Origin of the sequence: Algivirga pacifica, from assembly GCF_039543525.1 — a bacterium.
Classification (GTDB): Bacteria; Bacteroidota; Bacteroidia; order Cytophagales; family Flammeovirgaceae; genus Algivirga; species Algivirga pacifica.
Genome location: NZ_BAABJX010000043.1, coordinates 12,869 through 34,539, shown reverse-complemented (window position 1 = coordinate 34,539; position 21,671 = coordinate 12,869). Strand labels below are relative to the sequence as shown.

At 39.9% G+C, this 21,671-nt stretch carries 20 protein-coding genes; 7 read left to right on the top strand and 13 right to left on the bottom strand.

Features of this window, described 5'->3' with window-relative positions; all coding sequences use genetic code 11:
• Window positions 1–38: 38 nt before the first annotated feature.
• The 6 genes from ABD985_RS14390 to ABD985_RS14365 form a co-directional block, all read right to left on the bottom strand.
• Window positions 39–1,709: a S41 family peptidase gene (locus ABD985_RS14390; RefSeq protein ID WP_345372884.1), complete on the bottom strand. Its 1,671-nt coding sequence runs from the start codon at window positions 1,707–1,709 to the stop codon at window positions 39–41.
• Between the two features lie 49 nt (window positions 1,710–1,758).
• The gene (locus ABD985_RS14385; RefSeq protein ID WP_345372882.1) at window positions 1,759–2,064 is read right to left on the bottom strand and encodes a HesB/IscA family protein; all 306 of its coding nucleotides are present in this window, start codon (window positions 2,062–2,064) and stop codon (window positions 1,759–1,761) included.
• Between the two features lie 73 nt (window positions 2,065–2,137).
• Window positions 2,138–2,521, bottom strand: coding sequence for a hypothetical protein (locus ABD985_RS14380; RefSeq protein WP_345372880.1), 384 nt, complete (start codon window positions 2,519–2,521; stop codon window positions 2,138–2,140).
• Window positions 2,522–2,734: 213 nt separating this feature from the next.
• A complete protein-coding gene (gene accC / locus ABD985_RS14375) occupies window positions 2,735–4,234 on the bottom strand; it encodes an acetyl-CoA carboxylase biotin carboxylase subunit (protein WP_345372878.1) in 1,500 nt (499 codons plus the stop codon).
• Between the two features lie 264 nt (window positions 4,235–4,498).
• Window positions 4,499–4,957, bottom strand: a complete 459-nt coding sequence (locus tag ABD985_RS14370) for a hypothetical protein (RefSeq protein WP_345372876.1) — start codon at window positions 4,955–4,957, stop codon at window positions 4,499–4,501.
• 9 nt (window positions 4,958–4,966) lie between these two features.
• On the bottom strand, window positions 4,967–5,884 hold the full coding sequence (locus tag ABD985_RS14365) for a WD40 repeat domain-containing protein (RefSeq protein WP_345372874.1): 918 nt from the start codon (window positions 5,882–5,884) through the stop codon (window positions 4,967–4,969).
• Between the two features lie 211 nt (window positions 5,885–6,095).
• On the opposite strand from ABD985_RS14365, the gene ABD985_RS14360 reads away from it, so the two are divergent.
• On the top strand, window positions 6,096–6,728 hold the full coding sequence (locus ABD985_RS14360) for a 4'-phosphopantetheinyl transferase family protein (RefSeq protein WP_345372872.1): 633 nt from the start codon (window positions 6,096–6,098) through the stop codon (window positions 6,726–6,728).
• Between the two features lie 696 nt (window positions 6,729–7,424).
• Here the strand turns inward: ABD985_RS14360 and ABD985_RS14355 are convergent.
• From ABD985_RS14355 to ABD985_RS14330, 6 genes are all read right to left on the bottom strand, one after another.
• Window positions 7,425–7,805, bottom strand: coding sequence for a hypothetical protein (locus ABD985_RS14355; RefSeq protein ID WP_345372870.1), 381 nt, complete (start codon window positions 7,803–7,805; stop codon window positions 7,425–7,427).
• Window positions 7,806–8,047: 242 nt separating this feature from the next.
• Window positions 8,048–9,379, bottom strand: coding sequence for a DUF58 domain-containing protein (locus ABD985_RS14350; RefSeq protein WP_345372868.1), 1,332 nt, complete (start codon window positions 9,377–9,379; stop codon window positions 8,048–8,050).
• Window positions 9,380–9,431: 52 nt separating this feature from the next.
• Window positions 9,432–10,472, bottom strand: coding sequence for an AAA family ATPase (locus ABD985_RS14345; protein WP_345372866.1), 1,041 nt, complete (start codon window positions 10,470–10,472; stop codon window positions 9,432–9,434).
• Complete coding sequence (locus ABD985_RS14340; RefSeq protein WP_345372864.1) at window positions 10,469–11,881, bottom strand: DUF4350 domain-containing protein; 1,413 nt, start codon at window positions 11,879–11,881, stop codon at window positions 10,469–10,471. The genes ABD985_RS14345 and ABD985_RS14340 overlap by 4 nt, the downstream gene beginning before the upstream one ends.
• Window positions 11,874–12,584 (bottom strand): DUF4129 domain-containing protein, encoded by a 711-nt coding sequence (locus ABD985_RS14335; protein ID WP_345372862.1) that lies wholly within the window; start codon window positions 12,582–12,584, stop codon window positions 11,874–11,876. Before ABD985_RS14335 ends, ABD985_RS14340 begins: the two co-directional genes overlap by 8 nt.
• A gap of 1 nt (window position 12,585) precedes the next feature.
• Window positions 12,586–14,391, bottom strand: a complete 1,806-nt coding sequence (locus tag ABD985_RS14330) for a stage II sporulation protein M (RefSeq protein WP_345372861.1) — start codon at window positions 14,389–14,391, stop codon at window positions 12,586–12,588.
• 144 nt (window positions 14,392–14,535) lie between these two features.
• On the opposite strand from ABD985_RS14330, the gene ABD985_RS14325 reads away from it, so the two are divergent.
• Complete coding sequence (locus tag ABD985_RS14325) at window positions 14,536–15,330, top strand: RDD family protein (RefSeq protein WP_345372859.1); 795 nt, start codon at window positions 14,536–14,538, stop codon at window positions 15,328–15,330.
• Window positions 15,331–15,448: 118 nt separating this feature from the next.
• Window positions 15,449–17,419: an acetoacetate--CoA ligase gene (locus ABD985_RS14320; RefSeq protein ID WP_345372857.1), complete on the top strand. Its 1,971-nt coding sequence runs from the start codon at window positions 15,449–15,451 to the stop codon at window positions 17,417–17,419.
• Window positions 17,420–17,678: 259 nt separating this feature from the next.
• On the opposite strand, the gene ABD985_RS14315 is transcribed toward ABD985_RS14320, so the two are convergent.
• Complete coding sequence (locus tag ABD985_RS14315; protein ID WP_345372855.1) at window positions 17,679–18,137, bottom strand: YbjN domain-containing protein; 459 nt, start codon at window positions 18,135–18,137, stop codon at window positions 17,679–17,681.
• Window positions 18,138–18,530: 393 nt separating this feature from the next.
• On the opposite strand from ABD985_RS14315, the gene ABD985_RS14310 reads away from it, so the two are divergent.
• The 4 genes from ABD985_RS14310 to ABD985_RS14295 all read left to right on the top strand — a co-directional run bounded on the left by ABD985_RS14310 (window position 18,531) and on the right by ABD985_RS14295 (window position 21,626).
• Window positions 18,531–20,111: a toxin-antitoxin system YwqK family antitoxin gene (locus ABD985_RS14310; RefSeq protein WP_345372853.1), complete on the top strand. Its 1,581-nt coding sequence runs from the start codon at window positions 18,531–18,533 to the stop codon at window positions 20,109–20,111.
• Window positions 20,112–20,356: 245 nt separating this feature from the next.
• Entirely contained in the window at window positions 20,357–20,662 is a 306-nt protein-coding gene (locus ABD985_RS14305) for an RNA-binding S4 domain-containing protein (protein ID WP_345372851.1), read from the top strand.
• Window positions 20,663–20,883: 221 nt separating this feature from the next.
• The gene (locus ABD985_RS14300) at window positions 20,884–21,105 is read left to right on the top strand and encodes a hypothetical protein (protein ID WP_345372849.1); all 222 of its coding nucleotides are present in this window, start codon (window positions 20,884–20,886) and stop codon (window positions 21,103–21,105) included.
• A 20-nt stretch (window positions 21,106–21,125) separates the two neighbouring features.
• Window positions 21,126–21,626, top strand: a complete 501-nt coding sequence (locus ABD985_RS14295) for an HIRAN domain-containing protein (RefSeq protein ID WP_345372848.1) — start codon at window positions 21,126–21,128, stop codon at window positions 21,624–21,626.
• Window positions 21,627–21,671: the final 45 nt, after the last annotated feature.

Sequence of the window (21,671 nt, the reverse complement as noted above, 5' to 3'; positions counted from 1 at the left end):
TAAAAAAATATTCCTCATTCTTAATTCTTCATTCTTAATTATTTTATCACCATTTCATTAGAGAGCGATACTTGATTCAGTGTATTCGCTAATTCACACGCCTTAATAAAGATGGGATCGGCAGCATTTTCTACTTTCAAGCGACCTTCCTCTCCCCAAACCACTCTAGCAATAGTTTCTTTGATTCGCTGACGTAAAGCCTTCTGTGAGGCTTTATATTGTTCCTTATTAAAAGGTACACCATGCGCTCTGGCATAAGTCGCAAATTCTTTCATCTCGATCGCTGGAACTTTATATTGCGCTATAAAAGCGTTCAGACCCATTTCATTTAAGGACTCAAATTGTCCATTAGCATAATCAATAAAATAATCCTCGATCAATCCTCTTATCAGTATTTCCTGATAATAGTTGGTATAATAAGAGGTATCCATACCTATAAAGACATCAGGCATGATTCCTCCTCCTCCATATACCGTACGCCCATTCACGGTCTTGTAAATCAGGCTGTCATTGAAGTGTATGCTATCAGCCTGAAACATCTCTCCATGTATATAGCGACGTTCTAGTTCCGTCTCATAAGCTGATTTGTCTTCATAAGGCTTTTGAATACAACGTCCGCTAGGGGTATAATAACGGGATACCGTCAAACGAAGCATAGAATTGTCTCTCAATCGAATTTGTCGCTGCACTAGTCCTTTCCCAAAAGTTCTTCTGCCTACCAACAAAGCTCGATCGTGATCTTGCAAGGCACCTGATACGATCTCTGAAGCCGAAGCTGAATATTCATTGACTAATACGACTACAGGTGTTTCTTGTAGTACTCCTTCATTTTTCGAATATTCATGCTCATCAAAATTCTTCTCCCTGCTCTCCGTATAAACAATCAGTTTATCTTTTGGCAAGAACGCATCTACCATCTGTACGGCCTGCCCCATATAACCACCTCCATTGTCTGTAAGGTCCAATAGAAGCTTTTTCATCCCTGCTTCTTGCAGCTTCTCCACTCCTTCTTCAAATCCTTCAAAGGCGTCTTCTCCGAAACGGTCTACCTTGATATACCCCGTTTCTTCATCAATCATATAAACAGCACTAACCGAAGCTGTCGGTATCTTATCACGAGTCACGGAAAAGTAGAGTGGCTTTTCTTCCCCTTTTCGGGATACCCCTATACTCACTTTCGTTCCTTTTTGCCCTCTTAGCTTACGAACCACCTCTCCGGAATTCATTCCCGGCCCTGCTACGCTTTCTCCATCTACATAGACCAATTTGTCTCCGGATTGTATTCCTGCTCTTTCGGAAGGACCGTCTTCCGTCACTGCCACTACCTTAATGGTGTCTCTGAATACCCTGAACTCTATTCCAACCCCTTCAAAGCCATCGTCCAATTGAGCACTAACCACCTCTACATCCCTTACAGGAATATAAGAGGTATGAGGGTCCAACTCTTTCACCACTGCCTCAATCGCCTGATCTGTGAGCACTTGCGTATCCACAGAGTCTACATAATAGCCTTCTATACTCTCGATAACCTGTTCAAGCTTCCCTGTATTGATTTCAAGGTTACTTCCTTTGGGTGTTTTCCCCAGAAACTCTCCCCCTATAATCATACCTGTAGCCAAGGCTACCGCTATAATCAAAGGTAACCGAATATGGAAGGAGTCCCTTTCGTTGTTTGGTTGTTGTTTTTCTGTATGCTGCTCTTCCTGCATAGTTGTTTATCTATTAATGGAAAGCGCAGGGGTATTCATGCCTATCCCCCTACTCCTTTTCTCCAGGTTTATTGAAGACGAAGCCTTGTTCATCCCTTCTTTCTTCAAAATCTAATTCTACATCTAAAAGATACATGATATGTCGCTTATCAATCAAGACCTTTACCCCTTCAATTTCATAAATTACGTCTTCTTCTTTCTTGGTATCAAACCCCAAAAAGAAACCGGCGGCACCACAACCACCTCCTTTCATTCCGATTCGTAACGTATATCCTTCCGGGATTTGCTTAGCGTTAATAATTTTCAAGACGGACTCTGCCGCTCTTTTTGTAATGGTAATTGGTGCGATTTCCATAGTCTGGTATTAGTATAACAATTCTAAGGCAATATTGCTTTTTTATTTTAGGTTGGCGAATGGATTTCTCCCCTTACACTCCTTTATGATAGCTAATCTCCATAACAATTTCCAATGGAGAGAACTTAAAGCGGTAATAATCTCCCTCTTCATTTTTATCACTTCCTTCACACTGCTTGCCTTCCGATACATAATAGATAAAATAAGAAGTATTACGTTTCGCTAAATCCGTTTTGTCCGGCCTACCCAATAACTGCAACACCTGATCCTTGCGCACTCCCAAAATACGCTCACGAATATTTTCAAATTTCTCTTGTTGCTCTGCTCTCTTCCCCTGACAAGCCTTGGTATCATTTTTCCATGTGATACTACTGAATTCCTGCTCTGTCACCTCTAGCTTCTTCCCACAAGAACCTAATAGCAATAGTATTCCCAGTACTCCTAGGATTTTTTTCATAACGATTATTTTATTTGTTAGTTCCTATTAAATAATAATGCAAAAATAGGAATACCGAAGTAATATCGCTATTCCTATTTTTTCACAGGGCGATGCCCTGTGCTAAGGCGATGCCCTGTGCTAAGGCGATGCCCTGTGCTAAGGCGGTCCCCTATGCTAAGTAGCACCCTGTACTAAAACATTTCCCTGTGCTAGACAATTCTCTATACTATACTACCTTATTCTATTTTTCCATTTACTGGTCTTAGCAACCGTTTTAGCACCTGACGACTTAGCAGTTTCAGCCTCCTGCATCAACTTAGCCACCAAGGCCACAGCGATCTGTTCTGCTCCTTTATCCTGAGATGCCAATAATTCGGGACTAAAATGTTCTTCTACAAACTTGGTCGAGAAGTTACCCGAACGAAACGCTTCGTGCTCCAACACAAAATGACAGAAAGATAGTGTTGTCTCCACCCCTTGCACTTGGAAATTATTGATCGCTCTCAACATTCGCTGAATTGCTTGCTCGCGGTCGTTCCCATAAGTAATCAACTTCCCTAGCATAGGATCATAGTAAATCGGCACTTCCATTCCTTCTTCATACCCATCATCCATACGCACTCCCGGTCCGCCTGCTGATTGGTATTTTTTCAATGTACCAATATCTGGAAGGAAATTATTGGTGGGATCTTCCGCATATACACGTACTTCTACCGCATGTCCCTTAATCGTTAAGTCCTCTTGTTTCAAGGAAAGTGTTTTTCCTTCTGCAATACGCAACTGCTCCTTCACCAAGTCTACTCCTGTGATTTCTTCCGTTACCGGATGCTCTACTTGCAGACGAGTATTCATCTCCAAGAAGTAGTAATTGAGCTCATTATCTACGATAAACTCTACTGTGCCAGCACCGAAGTAATCACAGGCACGAGCTACATCCACGGCACATTTCCCCATCGCTTCTCTTACCTCTTCCGTTAGGATCGCTGAAGGTGCCTCTTCAATCACTTTCTGATGTCTACGCTGCACGGAGCACTCACGCTCAAACAAGTGAATGATATTCCCGTGTTGATCACCCAATATCTGAAATTCAATATGTCTAGGGGATTGTATATACTTCTCGATAAATACAGCGCCATTTCCAAATGCCGAAACAGCCTCACTTACTGCTCGCTCCATTTGCTCCTCAAAATCCTCTTCCCTTTCTACAATACGCATCCCTTTTCCTCCTCCTCCAGCACTAGCCTTGATCAAGATAGGATACCCTATTTCTGCAGCCTTTTCTTTAGCGATTGCGACATCTTCTACGGCTTCTTTTGTTCCCGGCACCAAAGGAATATCATAAGCGGTCACAGCATTCTTGGCTGAGATCTTGTCTCCCATCACCTCAATAGCAGTCGCTGACGGCCCTACGAAAATTAATCCTGCCTCTTTTACCTTACGAGCAAAGGTGGCATTTTCAGACAAAAAACCATACCCTGGATGGATTGCATCTACCCCCAATCGAAGGCAGTGAGCAATAATATCATCCATTTTTAGATAAGACTCTGCAGAAGGTGCCGGACCTAAACATACTGCTTCATCTGCCAAGCGTACGTGAGGCGCAGTGCGATCAGCCTCACTGTATACCGCCACGGTACGGATACCCATTTCCTGTGCCGTTCGAATTACTCTAATGGCAATTTCTCCTCGGTTAGCGATAAGCAGCTTTCGAATTTGTTTTTGATTAGTCATGTTTATTGGTGTTTGAATGGAAGTCACAATGATTATTTATCCATACTACCAACTCGCTTTGTTGAACCGTTGAATCGTTGAATTTCACCTTCGGTGAGTTGATTCGAGTTGAATTATTTATTGAGGTTTCAGTCAACAATTCAACTCGAATCAACGAGCGAAGCTTAATTCAACGATTCAACGGTTCAACAAAGCGAGTTAGTAGCATGATGATTACTTATTCACTTTTAATCATTGCATCCTTATTTGTATGGAAGCAAAGCCTTATTGCATTGCCGATCCATTTTCCGGGGTAATACCACTGATTACCTCTAAGGAAGTATTTTCCAAAAAGGCAATAAAATCCAATGGGATAAAGCCCTTAATCCCTAGAAAATTAAATGATATTACGGAAAACTGCAAAATCATTTTCTCTACCACCTCTGTCACCGCATGACGATACAACAAAACTTTCGAAAGTTCTTTGAATGGATATTCCTTAGAAATCAGTTGCTTTGTTTGAGGAATTGCTCCAATCAATATAAAACGATCGTTCGTTGCACACAGCATACCTATAGCCTTTCCCTCTTCTACTGTAGTAATACACCAGGTTGCTGCCTGTACCTCTTGTACAGATACCAACTGCCCTAAAGTAGCACATACCTGCCTGAATAGAGGTGCTAACTGGGGGATATCCCTATACTGCTTCACGCCAAGTTCTAACAAACGCTCTTCTATCGTCATATTTATCATTTAACTCTCAAAAGTCAATTTCCATACCGATACGGTACGATCATCACTACAAGAAGCTAATGTATTATCATCTAGCCAAATTAGTTTATTCACTGACGTTCCATGTCCTGCATTTCTGGCGCGGTCTATGACCTTTAGTAACCTAAATTCTTTCGCATCCCATACCTTTACAGACTTATCTTTACTACAGGTAGCAAAATAACGACCATCCGCTCTAAAAGCGATATCATTAATCGTATACATATGTGCCACAATATCCTGATGGTGGGCAAAGTTATTTTCAGCATCCCAAATATGCATATGGGCATCCATTCCTCCACTCAAGAGATAACGATAGTCTGGAGTAAAGGATAAAGAAAACACAGAACGCTCATGTGCATTCAGTTCTTGACGTACGACCAAGGAGTCCAAATCCACCACGCGAATCGTATGATCACTGCCGCCGACTAACACAACACCCTGTACAGGATGAATCGCCAAACAGCGTAGATTTTTCGTAGACAATTGTATATCCTGAAGCACATTCATTCCTTCATAATCGATTACCATTAAGTGTCCATCCCCTAATGCAACATATAGCTTATCATCATGATACTTAATGTCAAAAATAGCCTTATCCTTCAACTTCAAGGTTCGCTTTTCAGTATTATCCTCAAGGCTAATCACATGGAGTCCCTCAAAATTTTGCCCTACAACCAACTCTCTTTTCTCCGGAAGGCTACACATAGCGTAGACCGTATTAGGAATCTTAGCAACAAGCGTCCCCTCATCCGGTTTTTGAAGACTCCATTTTGCCACTAGCCCATCTGAACCACTACTAAAAAATGTTTGTTCTTCAGGAGCTTTCTCAAGACTATAGAGACAGTCTTTATGTCCCGTAAAGGCTCCTATTTTCTCGACAGCTATCTTTGTTCTCATTGATCTATTCAGGATTTATGAAGTACGCTTTTAGAATATGTTCGACATAAGGAACTGTATTCAAGCGGTATTGTTGGCTTTATTTCTATAATAAAAGATCAAAATTATAAGTATTCTAATAGATTTTTGAATAGTTTGAGGTTATTTTTGTAGATAGATTGATTTAGAAAGCTCTAAAAGCGGTATAAACACAAACAAACAGTGGTTGGTCATGCCTATTATTAAAGAAGAAAAAACACAAGACACTTATTGGGTCATTTGGCACATTACTGAAACAGAAGAAGCGTTGGTGGACTTATTGGGAGAGTTCCATCTTTCCAAAGAGTATATCAACGTCAAAACAGCCTCCCACCGCAAGCAAAAAATGGCCTGTCGTATTGCCTTACGCTACCTTATTGAAGAGGTCCTTATGCTCCCTTACGAAGGATTGGAGAAAGACACATACGGAAAACCTTACCTGATCAATCACACCTCCCATATCTCCATTACACACAGCAAAGATATGGTCGGAGTATGCTATAACCCCAAGCAAACAGTAGGAATTGATATTGAACGTGCCACCCCACGTATTCGCAAGGTGCAACACAAGTTTGTATTGCCCGAGGAGACCGTCATATATGGAGAAAATGACGAAGATCTCACGTTTTATTGGTGTGCCAAGGAAGCCCTTTACAAGCTGTATGGGAAAGAAGGGTTAATCTTCAATAAAGACATTCGACTACTGAAAGATGAGCAGCAATTAAAAGGACTTGTAGGGAAAGAAGAAATGCTTACGACTCACCTTCATCGTGACCGCATTGATGACCATCAAATTGCCTTGGCTTGGGAGGTTCATGATGTTTAATTGAGCTTCGCTCGTTCATCTTGTTTAGTTGATTTTTTTGTGTGGTTTGGGTTGTGTAAAATACCATAACTATCTTTTAGAGGTAATAGGTAAAAAGGAATAGGTAAGAGGTTGGATTAACACACGACACTGGTCGTAGCGTCCACGCTACGACCTAAAAGCGCTTTCGACGAGCGTCCACGCTCGGATGGTATGAGTGGAAAGTGGAGGTTGTTGATGGATTGATAGATCGAATAACAAATCGCCGTGTTTCGTAAAATGACGGGATAATTAAGGTTGAATAATTAAGCGTCATATTCCGTATAGTGACGGATTGAAATCCGCCCCTATGTGATGTCATCCCTTCGGGATTATACCATAAAACCCAGAAAGGGTGACATCACATAGAGGTGGGTTTCAACCCATCTCTTCGCGTAAGAAGTGTGTCAGTTAATTATTCAACCTTAATAAACCCCAGGCTCTTTTAGAAATACCGCTTTGCGGTTATCAATTCAATCTTTTTGTGAGAGACACGTTAGAATAGATCGCCACGAAGTGGTATTTCTAAAAGAGCCTGGGGCTTGTCACGCATGTAATGCTAGGCGGGGTTGGGAAAAGAATTTATGACGATTATTTATTCAAACTTAATAAACCCACAGGCTACCTAAGTAGCCAATTAGCCAACCTTCCGCACAACATACTGTGTGCAAACGGGGTTTAAAGGCTATCCTGTTTTTGAAAAAGATCAGAGTAACTGCTCTTATACAAATTATAAATTTCTTCTTGTGAATCACAAGAGCAGACTGAGTCAATATGACCTCGCATTACTTGATTATAGGCTTGTATACCTTCAACTTCTTGTTTAGTAATGTATAATGGGTTGTATACTTTATAAGTGTAATTATACTCTCTTTGTATAGAATCTTGAAGCTTCTTATTAAACTTACCTATAATATAAGTTGGTTGGTAATTGTTAGCTATAGGCAATATTATTTGTACTCTTCCTTGAAGAATCTGCTTTTCTGCAGTTTTGGCAGAATAAATAACCTTACCCTGTAAAAGAAATATTGATAATATCGTATAGATTAAAGTCTTCATTATTCGTTATTAAAGATATAACTCATAGGTCTTTGGGGCTGATTTCTTTTATAGGTCATTACTCTATAAGTTAGAACTTCACTGCATTTTTCCACGCTAACATTCTATTATTATAAGTTGCTCTATTCATACGTCCTTGAATTTAAATTTCTCTACCAAAAGTAATTGGAAGGGCATTCCAAGGCATGACTGCAACACCATTAGATGTTAGTACAGTGGAAAACCATACAAATTCCGATTCTCTACAACATCCCCCTCGACTTCAGCTCCAGATACTTATTCAGCACATCTACTGTCAACAATTCTGGTTTTGTCAAGATCGTTTGTATACCGTATTGATTGATGGTGCGTACCATTTCCTGCTTATCGTGTAGTAGCTTCTCTGCCATAGTTTTGTAATAGACTTGCTTCAGGGTCTCCGGCTTGCGATAGGTGTACTCCTTAAGCTCTGTATTTTCAAATAAAATAGTCACTAACAGGTGTCTTCTATTCAATTGTCTCAATAAAGGCATCGCTTGCTCCATGGCGTGCTTGCTCTCAAAGTTCGTCAATAGGAACAGTAAACTGCGGTTGGTCACTGCCCTTGTTATTCCTTTGTAAAGAGCTGTATAATCAGCCTCTCCCTTTCCTGCTTCTTCGTTATACAGCGCTTCCATCACTACCTTGATATGTTTTCGGTCTGACACTGCCTTAATCACGGTATCGACCTTATCAGAAAAAGTGATCAACCCTGCCTTATCTTGTTTATTGACCGCCACATTGGTAAAGGTCAAGCTCGTATTAATGGCATAATCCAGTAGAGACAATCCATTAAAAGGCATATGCATGCTTCTACTTTTATCCAAGACCATGTATACGGGCTGAGACTTCTCATCCTGATAATGATTTACCATCAACCCTTGCCCTTTGCTACTGGCTTTCCAGTTAATCTTTTGATAATCATCCCCTGCTACATAGTTTTTGATCTGCTCAAACTCATGGCTTTGACCTATTTTCCGAATCTTCTTTAGCCCTCCCCTATGCATCACACTAGACAAGCTATAGAACTCATATTCTTTCATTTCTACTAAAGAGGGATATACCTTTAGAGATTGCGCAGCAGGTATAGTAATTCGACGATGTACCATGCGCAAAGGAGATGCTACATAAAGCAAGATATCTCCAAAGTCATAAACCCCTCGGCTCAAAGGCCTGATCGTATAATTCACCATTTTCTCTGTCCTTGGAGCTAACCGCACCTGAAAAGAAAGCTTACGCTCCTGTAGTTGCTTGGGCAATTCATCATATATACGAACCCTAAGTGGAAAAGAAGCTCTAGTTTGCAGAAACAACTGTATCTTATGTTTTGCACCTAAAGACAGTACCTTGGGAAGTATTCGTTGTCCTTTAATAGCGATTTTTCCATAAAAAAGTAAATAGATATCTGCGCACACAATAGCCCACAGCAGCAATAATGCTCCTTGAAGAATAGGATAAAGTATGGGAAGAAAAAAGCTTACGACAAACAATACCGCAAGTCCCCCTAAGGCAATAAATACGTTAGCCGAAAAATATAGATTCCTGAAAAAAGACAATGGCTCCTGATTTTAAGATCAACAATACAGTATAAAAAGCAGCGGCAAAGAATTACCTTGGCACCTCTACTGACTGAATAATTTCCTGAATCACTTCTTCTGTCGTGACCCCTTCGATCTCCTTGTCCGGTGTTAAAATAATTCTATGGTTCAGTACCGGAACGGTCATCTTTCGGATGTCATCTGGAATGACAAACCCTCTTCCATTCATAGCAGCGTAGGCTTTAGAGGCATGTAGGATCGACAAAGAAGCCCTTGGAGATGCACCCAAGTAGATATCACCATGATTTCTAGTGCTATGGACCAACAAGGCTACATAATTAATCAAAGAGGCTTCTATACTTACTTTTCCAATAATATCTCGGCACTTCAAAACATCTTTCACTTCCATCACTGCTTTCACCTCCTCCCCTTTATGTGCATGGTTGCCATGCTGAAAACGTTGTAAAATTTGCTGCTCCTCTTCCAAGCTAGGGTATGCTAACTTTACCCTAAACTGAAAACGGTCCAGCTGAGCCTCTGGAAGCTTATAGGTACCTTCTTGTTCAATAGGGTTCTGCGTAGCCAATACCAGGTAAGGCTCTTGCATCTGATAAGTATGCCCATCTACAGAGATTTGCTTCTCCTGCATCACCTCAAACAGTGCCGACTGTGTCTTGGCAGGAGCCCTATTAATCTCATCAATCAAGATAACGTTGGAAAATAACGGTCCCTTCTTAAAATCAAACTCGGAGGTCTGCGCATTAAATACCATGGTTCCGATCACATCCGCAGGCATAAGGTCTGGTGTGAACTGTACTCTGGAAAACCCTACCGTTATCGTTTTGGCAAAAAGTTTAGCCGTTAAGGTCTTGGCTATTCCAGGAACCCCTTCCAAAAGAATATGTCCATCCGAAAATAACCCTGCCACTAGCAAATCGATCATTTCCTCCTGCCCAATCACCAGTTTTCTTAGTTCCTGTTTGATCTTACTGTAGCACTCCTCCACAAAATCTACCTCCAAAGAAGGTTGTGGTGTTTCCGGTGTTGATAAATGATCTTGTGTTGTCGTTTCTTCATGAGATTGCTCCTCATGGGATGTGTGATCCATCATATCCATATTTTCTGTTTATTAGTTTCTTTATAAAATGCTTCCATATAAGCCACTAAGCGTAAAAAATCAGTTGCGTCAACTCCTGTTGTTCGTTTATGTAACTGATGGTAGGTCGTGAAAACCTTATCCACAACGTCATCAGAGGCCGATGTCTTATCCTTGACCTCCTGTACCATTGCCACAGAGACTTCATGTGTTTTAATATTATACTCTGAACGAAGACGTCCAACAAATAGCTTCATCTTCAATTCTACCAATTGCTTATGATCATTATTCTTTTTGATTAAGCTTCCAATTGCTTCCGCAAAGGCTATAGAGGTATTCTTAGGAGACAGAATATACGGAATAGCACGTTGTCTACGCTTAGAGAAAAATATCAGGTATAATACTGTCAGCAACAGTATCAAGTACCAAGCGGCCTTGAGACTCTTATACTTCATGATAAACTGAAAAACTGTCTCATCAGCTGTCGTTAAATTATTTTTATTAAACTGTCGATACGGGTTTCCACTCTCCGTATCCCAGTAAATCTCCTGCCCTTTCAGCAAACCAAACACCTGTTGCATATGAGCATACCCATCTTCTTCTTTCAGGAAATAGTTCGTAAACAAGGCTGGGTAGAGATGAATATAGAATTTTCCTTTTCCATGAGGCACTTCTATCATTCCTATTCCCGTAGGCTTTTCACTACCCGCTTTGAAGACCGGTTGACGAAACGTCTCAATGTACTCGAAATAAGTATAGGTCTTAGTAAACACTTCTTTTCGATCCTCTGCGGATAGCCATGTAGAATCAAAAGAAGACGTATTTGTGGAATCTACTCCATCTTCTTCGTAGTAGCGCCAATAATAATGTGAAAGCTGTTGCTGATATACTTCATCAAAACTACGTAACTCCAGAAAAATGAAAGGAGCTTCTGAAGTATCCAAAGGGCGTTCACAATAGAAATGCAATACCTTTCCATTCTCTCCCTTCCAAGAAAGAGTATCCCCTATTCCATTACGCTGAAATAATCCTCCTATATCCGTGAATTCTTCCTCCTCCAGCAAAATTTCTAATAAAGATTGTGGATTCTCCAGGGAGAGAAAAGCAGTATTTCCCTGAGCGACAAAATCTTTAAGACGTTCGCCTTCCTTATCCGAAATATTCAACCAATTATCGATCAACAAATATACCTCTGAGGTCCCATTGACAGGCAACTCCCTCAATACTGTATTTTCAATAAGTGATACTGAAGCTTCTTCCTCCAACAAGGAATATAAAATACTGGTATGAAAAGGTTGGTCCCCCTTGATCTCATATTTCGAATACCAATTATATTCTCGATCAGCAAAATGTGTATAGGTAAAAAAGGCTAATACTAAAACAACAAGCCCTCCCCCTATCCATAAAAGGTTTTTATTATCCACGGCTCAATGATTTTGGGGTAGAACTTTGATTTTTTATTTCCTGCAAAAAATTATCAAAAGAGGTACTAAGTACCGTAAACTCCTCTTCCGTTGGCAGTATGAAACCAAACCAGGCATTTTCATAGGCTTTCGTAAGCGTTTTAAAAACTTCCATTAGCGCAGTCCCTTCCAGCTCACGAATATAGTCCATATTGGTTTTTTCTTTTCTCCAGGTGATATGTCCATTTTCCTCTAGTAGCTTCACTACCATTAAGTAATACGTTCGAATTGCACTACGGTAAGCCATCGTTCCCAAAAACTGCTGTAAGCTATACTCCAGTTTATGTAGCTGTAACTGATGTGTCAATTGCTCTGCATCCGTAATTTCCACCTCATAGTCAATTACCTTTTGCTCTTTATTCTCTTGATAAACTGGAATCATCTTAATCAACAGAAAGGCTAACAAACCTATAAATAGGACGATCAAAGCACCCTTTAACAAAGGGGCCAACTGAAGAAAAAACCTAAAAAATGGTCCAAAATCTGCTGGATCATACTCCTCTTCAACCTCTTCTTTTTTAACTTCAAAATCATATTCCTTCCCTACTGTTTTTTCCTCCCAGGCAGCTCTCGAAATATATTCCCTAATTATAGTTCCTTCACTTTGGGCCGATCCTAAAAAAGGTAGCAGTATCAGAACTACTATCATATATACTCTGCTCATCTTATCCGTTGTTCAATACCTGATCTATTCGTTTTTCCAAAGCTACTGCTTCCACTTTTTCTAGCGTAGAGAAATAAGCTACACTATACCCCAAAAGGGATACGAAACAGTACGCATACAAGACCAAATCCTTTAAAAAAATATTGACAAAGCGTACCGTAATAACAGATACTATATCATTCTTATCCACCACGGCTTGCATCAGCATAGGCAAAAGGTTTTCATAAACCATCACTTTCAAGAAAAGTCCTATTAGCGACACTCCTCCCAGAAAAACAATACTCAACATTAACAAGGAGAATACATCTTGCTTACATAGTACAACTGCGTGCTTTAGTTTTTTAATTGTAACCCCTTCGGAAAACCAAAGCGCTGACTGTATCATCAAAGCAAATGGAAAGCATATGATTAAGTAAGCAATCAGAGACTCTTCCGTTTCTATGAAAAAATTAAACGCGTAAGCAATCCCGTAGACAAGTAACACATTCCAATACCACCCTTTACGATTAGCCTTTTGCTCTCTGGATACAAGGTGAATAGGTAGCAATAACGCAACAGTAGTCCATACCGACTGTAATAATACATGTCCCCAATGTAACGTATCGAAATACACAGGGATCAAATGCTCCAGATAAAACAAACGGAGACTCTCTATCTCCAAGTAAAAATATTCATACAACAGATAAGTAATCGTACTGCCTATCGCAATCAAAGCGATATACTTACTGCAATATCCAAAGTACTTCTTGCAAAGGCGTATCGTGTCAGCAAACACCCCCATAGAAGACTTGGCCATCTCATAATTAATGATTGTTTCCTGTTCTGAGTGCAGTTCCTGTACCTCCACCTCTTGCAACAAGCCCTTCTTAGATAGATAAGCTGGGTAAAACACGAAGTATCCTAAAATAAACCCCAAGGACAACAAGATTGAAAATAGCCTCACTATATCGGACACTTCTGTAAAACGGGTAAAATACCCTTCGATAAATCCTGCTATAATAAAAAGAGGTACCAAGCCCGAGATGATCATCAAAGACTCCTTCGCCGACATCCGAAAAGCATACGCCCTGGAATATGTCCCCGGAAAGATAATTCCTCTAGCCAGCACCAACCCTGCCGCTCCTGCAAGTACAATAGAAGATATCTCAATAGTACCGTGCTGCCATATTGTTAAGAAAGACTCCCAGAACAAGCCTTTTTCTATAAAGAAATACTGGAAGGCCCCTACCATAATCCCATTATAAAACATAATAAAAAGCGTCCCTATTCCCAATAGGAAGCCTGAAAGGTAAGTGCGTACGGCCACCATTACATTGTTGAGTGTTATCCCCAAAAACATATTAAAAGGCCCTCGCTGCTTATAAACAGCCATTGGGTCTCCTTTCTCTATATTGGCATTGGTCATCACAATATAGTTATCTCCCAACACGATACGCGCAAATCCCTCTTCCTGCATAGAGGCCATCACTCCGACTCCCATGGCTAAGACAAAAATCAGAAAAGACAGAAAGTAAACTTTACGATAACGATAGGAAATACTTGGCAGGGTGTATTTCCAGAAACGAAATAGCTCCTGAAAAGAGAAAGATTGACTTTGATAAATATGTGTGTATACCTTTTGGGACAGTGTATTCAAATAAGTTTTGACAGAACGACGCTCATAAAAAGTCTGAGAGTACGCTAAATCGTTGGTGGACTGTAAAAAAAGATCACTTAAACGTTCCGGGTCTTTCTCTGAGCTCTCTAGTAACTGCTCAAATTCTTTCCATTTCTCTTCGTTTTGTAAAATAAAATCTTTTTCTCTCATTCGATAGGATAAAAAGTTTGGAAATAAGTAATGGGGTATATTTGGAGTCAATTAGTATAATCCTACTATTCTTTTGATAATTTATAAAAAAAGAAGGACTTTCAAGGAAGTTTTTTTTCAACGCTGCCAATAAACCTAGGTTTCATGAATAAAATCAACATCACTACTCCGCAAAATGTACAGATAGAATACGAAAGTGCTACATTGCTCGAACGAGCAGTTGCCGCTTTCTTGGATATACTATTCATTGGAATTATCAGTATGCTTCTAATTTGGGGGACTTACCTGACCTTGCAAGGCCTCTTTGTTTCCGACAGTATTATAAATGGTGGCACTGATGACCTAACGGATAGTGGCTATGCACTTTTTTATCTAGCCTGGATTTTTGTTTTGCTTATTTTCATCCTATATCCCATATTCATGGAACACCTTACCTCAGGGCAAACCCTCGGGAAAAAAATAGTGGGAATTAGAGTTATCAAGGCTGATGGCAGTCAGCTAAGCATCCAAGATTTGTTTATCAGGGTCGTCTTTGGATTATTTGAAATTTACTCTAGCAGTGGAACCGTTGCCCTCATCGTGGCAGGGATCTCTGAAAACCGACAAAGAATTGGCGACAGCGTTGCCGGAACAGTAGTCATCAAAAATAAATCCACGCAATCCATTCACCTGGATCGTTTGCTGCAAATGCAGGAACACCACGAAGGAGAACAGAAATACCCAGAAGTCCGAAAATTGACAGAAGAACAAGTCATGGTCATCGTTGATACTATCTATCAATATAGAAAATACCGAACTAAAAAATATTCAGCCCTGATCACCAAGGTATGCCAACAGATCAGGCTGTACATGGATCTTCCTAAAAAAGGCCTAACCTTCAATGAACAAATGCAGTTTCTGCTTGAGGTCATCAAAGAGTACCGCATGCAAAAAGCGTAACCATTTGTTCCGTTTATCGCTTATTGCTTATCGTTTATTTTTACATTCAAAACACCCAACTAAAACGATAAACCATAACCGATAAGCGATAAACCATAACCAATAAACACAACAACCTATGAACAACACTAATCAACGACTATGGGAGCCTTCTGAGGCTTTCAAGAAAAACTCACACCTCTACCAATTTCAACAATGGTTGAGTACAGAAAAAAAAATGCAGTTTGACGACTATCAAGCCCTTTGGGAATGGTCGACCCTTCATACTGCCGATTTCTGGGAATGTATTTGGCAATACTTTAAGGTACAGTCTCACACGCCTTATCAACAAGTCCTCACTGGAAAAGAAATGCCTTTTTTCCAATGGTTTGAAGGTGCTACTTTAAACTATGCAGAACATATCTTTCGTAAAAAAAACAATGAGCGCCCAGCCCTTATTACACTCAACGAAAGTGGTCATCAGGAAACGATCTCCTGGAATACATTAGAACAAAAGGTACTTGCTTTCCGTACTTACCTCACTCAAATAGGAATAAAAAAAGGAGACTGTATTGCCGCTTACTTACCTAATACCAGCGATGCCATCGTTGCCTTTTTAGCCGTCAATTCCTTGGGAGCCATTTGGTCTTGCTGCTCTCCTGATTTTGGAGCAAACACTGTCATTGAGCGGTTCAAGCAAATAGAACCCAAGCTTCTTATAGCGGCTAATTACTATCATTATGGAGGAAAGAAATTTCAAAAGGCAGAAGACCTTGCCAGTATATGCGAAGCACTTCCCTCTCTACAAGAAGTCATCCTCATCTTAGAAGATCAACCTCTAACGCAGAACATTAATTCCAAAATCACCTATTGGGAGGATGTATTATCTACTCCTACAAAAGGTCCCCTGACGTTTACTCCCGTACCATTTAACCATCCTATCTGGATTCTATATTCTTCAGGAACTACTGGCAAGCCCAAGGCTATTACACATTCTCATGGAGGAGTATTATTGGAACATCTCAAATATATTCACCTGCATAATGATGTGAAAGAAGGAGAAAACTTCTTTTGGTTTACTACTACAGGCTGGATGATGTGGAACTTCCTTCAAGCCAGCCTATTGGCTGGAGCTACTGCCATCCTTTATGATGGAAGCCCGGGGTTTCCTCATCTCAATATTCTTTGGGAGCTAACGGCTAAGCTACCAATACACCATTTTGGTACCAGCGCCCCTTTTCTCACTACCTGCATGAAAAAAGGGGTTGTACCTGGAGAACAATATGATTTATCGTCGCTGCGCTCTATAGGTTCTACGGGAGCTCCACTCCCTCCTGATGTGTTCGATTGGGTCTACGAGAAAGTTTCCAAAGACGTTTGGCTAGCTTCTATGAGTGGAGGCACAGATGTTTGTACTGCTTTTGTCGGCAGTATGCCCTACGCCCCTGTATATAAAGGAAAAATACAAGCCCGTGCGCTAGGATGCGCCCTAAAAGCCTATGATGAAGATGGAAATGAAGTGATGGAAGAATTAGGAGAAATGGTTATTGAAAAACCAATGCCATCCATGCCTATTTACTTCTGGAATGATCCACAAATGGAACGTTATCACGAAAGCTACTTTAACACCTATGCAGGCATCTGGAGACATGGTGATTGGGTAGAATTATTTGAAGACGGGTCCTTGATCATACAGGGACGCTCGGACGCCACCCTCAACCGTCAAGGTATACGCATTGGAACGGCCGAGATTTATAATATCATGGACAGTATAGAGGGAGTACAAGATAGCTTAGTGATCAACTATGAAAAGGATGGTAAAGATCTAATGCCATTATACATTGTTCTTCAGGAAGGATATACCTTGACAGAAGACCTTCAAATTGAAATTCGACAAACACTACGGAGGGAAGGTTCTCCTAGACATGTTCCGGATATGATAGAAGTTGTTCCTGATATCCCCTATACACTTAGCGGAAAGAAAATGGAAATCCCTGTCAAGAAGTTATTGTTGGGAAAAGATGTAAAGCTGAAAAAAGGAACGGTACGAAACCCTGAAGCCCTCTCCTATTTTGAGCAACAAGGAAAAAAGGTCAATATTAGTAGTTGATCGTATGTTCATGTTGTTTAGTTGTTTTGTTTAAGAGCTTGTTTGGAATCTAGATTTTGAGAATAAAACTTCTATAAATTGACTGAGAAAGTTCTGATTTGAGCCTAATAGTGGTTCTATTATGGGGATAATCAGGACTTTCTCAGTCAAAATTAGAGGAATTTTATTCCAAAAGATGTGGTTCCAAACAAGCTCTAAAGGTATAATCAACTAAACATCATGAACGAGCGAAGCTCAACTAAACAGCATGAACAAACCTTTACAAAGTAGCTTCAATTTCTTCAATGCTACGTTTAGGGTCAGCATCTCCAAACATCACCTTCATAATTCCATATAAATAGCGATCCATGGTATTTAAATTAACATGGATCAACGAGCTGATTTGATTTTCTGAAGCTATTCCCTTGGGGGTCAGAATAGAGGTTCTATAGCGGATTTCTCCTTCATCATAATCAAACTCAAAACAACCAAAGCTTAGTCCAAAATTGGCACGACTAACATACTCAGCTACTGCTTCAATACGATCTTGAGGGGCATTTAAAGGGATCAAAGAAAAGAATTGAAGTAGTTCTTGCTCCACTTTTTCGATCAGTAGACACTCCACCTTCCCATTCTCTAGTTCTATTCCAAAACGGATCGCATTATGTAACTCTTCGTCTTGATATTTCCATTGTAAAGAGTCCAAGTACTCTCTACTGATTTCAATGATTTGACTCATGTGATAGCGATATTTATTAGTAGCGATTAATAAGATTCAGGGTTAATTCAATAGGGTTATTTCATCATCCCGCTTTCATCAAATAAGCATATTGGATAGAAAAAGGCAATCAATCCTAAAAGTATGTTAAGAAAAAAGTATTCTCCCTCACTTGAACGGCATTGAAGAGAGATTTTTTTGAATTCTTTCAAGTTCTTTCACGATTTTTGAATCGAAAAGGCTGTAACATATTTCAAGTCATTTCGGTTGCCCTCGATTATGCTTAATTAAAAACATATAAAAACCATGGGCATGTAGGAAAAGATCCCCTAAAAGGGTTTCCTCGGTTTTCTTATATTTGCTTCATCAAAAGCTTTGTCTATGTTTCTACCTGAGTTTATTAAAATTCAATCTATGAAATCCATGTCACTTACTTCTCTCAAAAAGTACTTATCACTTTCGGTGTTCCTGCTGGGCATTGGCTCAACAGCTAGTTTCGCCCAGAAAAAGAGCCACATGGTCACTTACTACGACTTTGAGAAACAGCATATCAAAGAAGACTTCTATTACTTTGGAAAAGATACTGCTCAAAAGCATGGCGACTACTATGAATATTACTATTCGGTCAAAGAGCCCAAAGTAAAAGCGGAATACAAAAAAGGAAAGTTACACGGTAAGTATGAGGTATACTATGAAAACGGCAACCTCAAGCACAGCTATCGTTATAAAAATGGCTTGAAAGATGGACGCTATACCATGTACTTTTTGGAAGGACAAGATAAAGTCACCGGAGAATACAAAGACAACAAGCTAGTCGGAGAACTGAAAATGTTCTATGAATCGGGACAGGTAAAAGCAGAAGTACCCTTTAAAGATGGTATGAGAGATGGATGGTTTAAGGAATATTATCAATCAGGAAAGCTTAAATCCAAGATCCAATTTAAGAATGATCTAAAAAATGGGGAGAGTTTAAGTTATTACCCTGATGGTCAACTAGCTCAAAAAGGTCATTTTGTAGAGGATAAAAGTCATGGACAGTTTATCAGCTATTATGCCGATGGAACCCTCAAATCAGAAGCATCATTTGAAAATAATCTATTGAATGGCGTTTCCAAGTTTTATTATACAGATGGCACCATCAAAGAAGAAGTTCCTTTTGTTAATCATAAGGAAAATGGACTGGTAAGAATCTACTACCCTACAGGTTCTATTAAAACAGAATCAGCCTATAAAAACGGGAAGATTACTGGAAATATTAAAGAATACTATGCTGTTGGAATGGTTAAGTCAGAACTAACCACTTTGGAAGATGGCAGCGGTACCATTAAAGAATGGAATCAGGAAGGGCAACTCGTACGATCTGGAAGCACCCTAAAAATGGTCCCTCACGGCCTTGTCATGAACTATTATGATAGCGGTGAACTGAAAAGCCAACAAAACTACCATAAAGGCATCTTGCACGGAAAAACTACTCTTTACTATAAGAATCAGGACATCAAGGAAGAGATCGACTATTACTCCAGAAAAAGCCGACACTTCAAAAAATACCTTCCCGGTAAAATCCTGATCGAAGAAGGAGAGTATCTCAATGAGCTACCCGAAGGGTCTTGGGCATATTATTACGAAGATGGTACTCTTAAGTCTATTGCCCTTTGGAAAGACGGTAAGCTACACGGAGAAAAGGTAGATTATTACGAGAATGGCAAAATGAAGCTCAAGACCAAATACGCTTATGGCGTTATCTACGGCACACAATATGAGTACTACACCGATGGAAAGCAGGTCAAAACCAGTACAAAATACCGTAATAATTATATCAGTGGAGAAACCACGCATTATTACGAGAATGGCCAACTGAAAGCCAAGGGCATGCAGTTCCAGGAGAACAAGAGAGGTAAATGGGAATACTTTAACCAGGATGGCACTCCGGTAAAAGTAGAGACCTATGATAATGAAGGGGTATTGCTAGGAAGTGAAGATATCACCTCAAACTAATGTTGAGGCAGCTTACGCTGCTGGTTGAATCGTTGAATTGAGCTTCGCTCGTTGATTCGAGTTGAAAGGTTGACTGAGTTCAATAAACGATTCAACTCGAATCAACGAGCGAAGCTCAATTCAACGATTCAACGCTCCAAGAGCCATCCTCAATAACCTTTGCGGATGGCTTTTGGTTATTATATAGAAAAGGTGCTTTTCGCACGATTGTAAGATGAATTGAAATTTCTGCATTATATTTAGGCATGAGAACAGATAAATACCTTTGGGCAGTAAGACTTTTCAAGACCAGAACCATGGCTTCCAACGCCATAAAGGACGAACAGGTACTGATCAACGATAAGATCGTCAAACCTTCCCAGAAGATTGAGCAAGGAGATGAAATTAAGCTCTACAGACATCCCATCTGGAGAAGCTATCAAGTACATGAGATTATTGAAAAAAGAGTCGGTGCCAGTATTGCCCAAGAGTGCATTACAGAAACCACTTCTGAAGAAGAAATTGAAAAGTTCATAAAGTATCAGGAGGAAAAGCGATTCTATCTATCATAAACCTCTTAGAGCTTGTTTGAAATACTGATTTAGATAGAGAAAATTTCTATAACCTGTTCAAATTGATTCAAATTTGAGAATAATAGTGGTTCTATTAGTTGAAAATTTGAGTCGATTTGAACAGTGATTAGAGGAATTTTCTATCTGAAGATGTATTCCAAACAAGCTCTTAAGGATATTTACCATCATCACCACTACTTTAAAAATCGCAACTAAGAAGAATGAAACCGAAGGAGATCTACGAGCAACTGCTAGCTGAAAAAGGACAGGGGTCTGACTTTAGTGAGTTTGACAAACATTCAAAATATCAAAAAGAGCGTCTTTACAATGTAAACTACTGGCTAGTACAGCAAGGGAAAAGCCCTATTCCTGTACCAGAAAGTTTTGAGGAATACTGGGATACTCTGGAGGGAAATCTAAAGGCTTGCCTGGAGGACGAATAATATCACTAAACCAACTATACATGAACTACTCTATTCTAGCCCTTGTGCTGCTTGTGGCTTTATTACTGTATTTTCAAAGCAAAAAACGAAAAACAAAAAAAGCATTACTCCTACAAAAACAGGAGGATGAAGTTTACAGAAACTACCTCAATAAGTTTCAAGACATCTCTACGCTAAAGAAACTTCCTGTACAGGAGGTACAGATCGCAGGGGTCCGTTACCAAAATGATGATGGAAGCCAACGACAAGACATCATCCGAGAATGTAAAAAAGGCGAACGGCTTATGTTGATTCCTGATTCCATCAACCAATATGACAAGCATGCCATTCAGGTACTTCGTCTCAATCGACAACAAATTGGTTTTTTGGATATGGACTTGGCTATTGAGGTCAAGAGTCGCTTGGAAGCTTCCTCTCCTGTGGAAGCAAGCATTATAGATATCAAAGAAGAAAAAGAGACTTTACAGGTTTATATCGCACTTCAAAAATATAGTTTGAGGAGTAATGTCTCTGCGAACTAAACAATAAGAATAACAAACCGTTTTTTGGGAAACCACTTTTACTTA

Coding starts and splice junctions, on each gene's coding strand:
- ABD985_RS14390 (WP_345372884.1), bottom strand. CDS start 1,709: ATGCAGGAAGAGCAGCATACAGAAAAACAACAACCAAACAACGAAAGG.
- ABD985_RS14385 (WP_345372882.1), bottom strand. CDS start 2,064: ATGGAAATCGCACCAATTACCATTACAAAAAGAGCGGCAGAGTCCGTC.
- ABD985_RS14380 (WP_345372880.1), bottom strand. CDS start 2,521: ATGAAAAAAATCCTAGGAGTACTGGGAATACTATTGCTATTAGGTTCT.
- accC (WP_345372878.1), bottom strand. CDS start 4,234: ATGACTAATCAAAAACAAATTCGAAAGCTGCTTATCGCTAACCGAGGA.
- ABD985_RS14370 (WP_345372876.1), bottom strand. CDS start 4,957: ATGACGATAGAAGAGCGTTTGTTAGAACTTGGCGTGAAGCAGTATAGG.
- ABD985_RS14365 (WP_345372874.1), bottom strand. CDS start 5,884: ATGAGAACAAAGATAGCTGTCGAGAAAATAGGAGCCTTTACGGGACAT.
- ABD985_RS14360 (WP_345372872.1), top strand. CDS start 6,096: ATGCCTATTATTAAAGAAGAAAAAACACAAGACACTTATTGGGTCATT.
- ABD985_RS14355 (WP_345372870.1), bottom strand. CDS start 7,805: ATGAAGACTTTAATCTATACGATATTATCAATATTTCTTTTACAGGGT.
- ABD985_RS14345 (WP_345372866.1), bottom strand. CDS start 10,472: ATGATGGATCACACATCCCATGAGGAGCAATCTCATGAAGAAACGACA.
- ABD985_RS14335 (WP_345372862.1), bottom strand. CDS start 12,584: ATGAGCAGAGTATATATGATAGTAGTTCTGATACTGCTACCTTTTTTA.
- ABD985_RS14330 (WP_345372861.1), bottom strand. CDS start 14,391: ATGAGAGAAAAAGATTTTATTTTACAAAACGAAGAGAAATGGAAAGAA.
- ABD985_RS14325 (WP_345372859.1), top strand. CDS start 14,536: ATGAATAAAATCAACATCACTACTCCGCAAAATGTACAGATAGAATAC.
- ABD985_RS14320 (WP_345372857.1), top strand. CDS start 15,449: ATGAACAACACTAATCAACGACTATGGGAGCCTTCTGAGGCTTTCAAG.
- ABD985_RS14315 (WP_345372855.1), bottom strand. CDS start 18,137: ATGAGTCAAATCATTGAAATCAGTAGAGAGTACTTGGACTCTTTACAA.
- ABD985_RS14310 (WP_345372853.1), top strand. CDS start 18,531: ATGAAATCCATGTCACTTACTTCTCTCAAAAAGTACTTATCACTTTCG.
- ABD985_RS14305 (WP_345372851.1), top strand. CDS start 20,357: ATGAGAACAGATAAATACCTTTGGGCAGTAAGACTTTTCAAGACCAGA.
- ABD985_RS14300 (WP_345372849.1), top strand. CDS start 20,884: ATGAAACCGAAGGAGATCTACGAGCAACTGCTAGCTGAAAAAGGACAG.
- ABD985_RS14295 (WP_345372848.1), top strand. CDS start 21,126: ATGAACTACTCTATTCTAGCCCTTGTGCTGCTTGTGGCTTTATTACTG.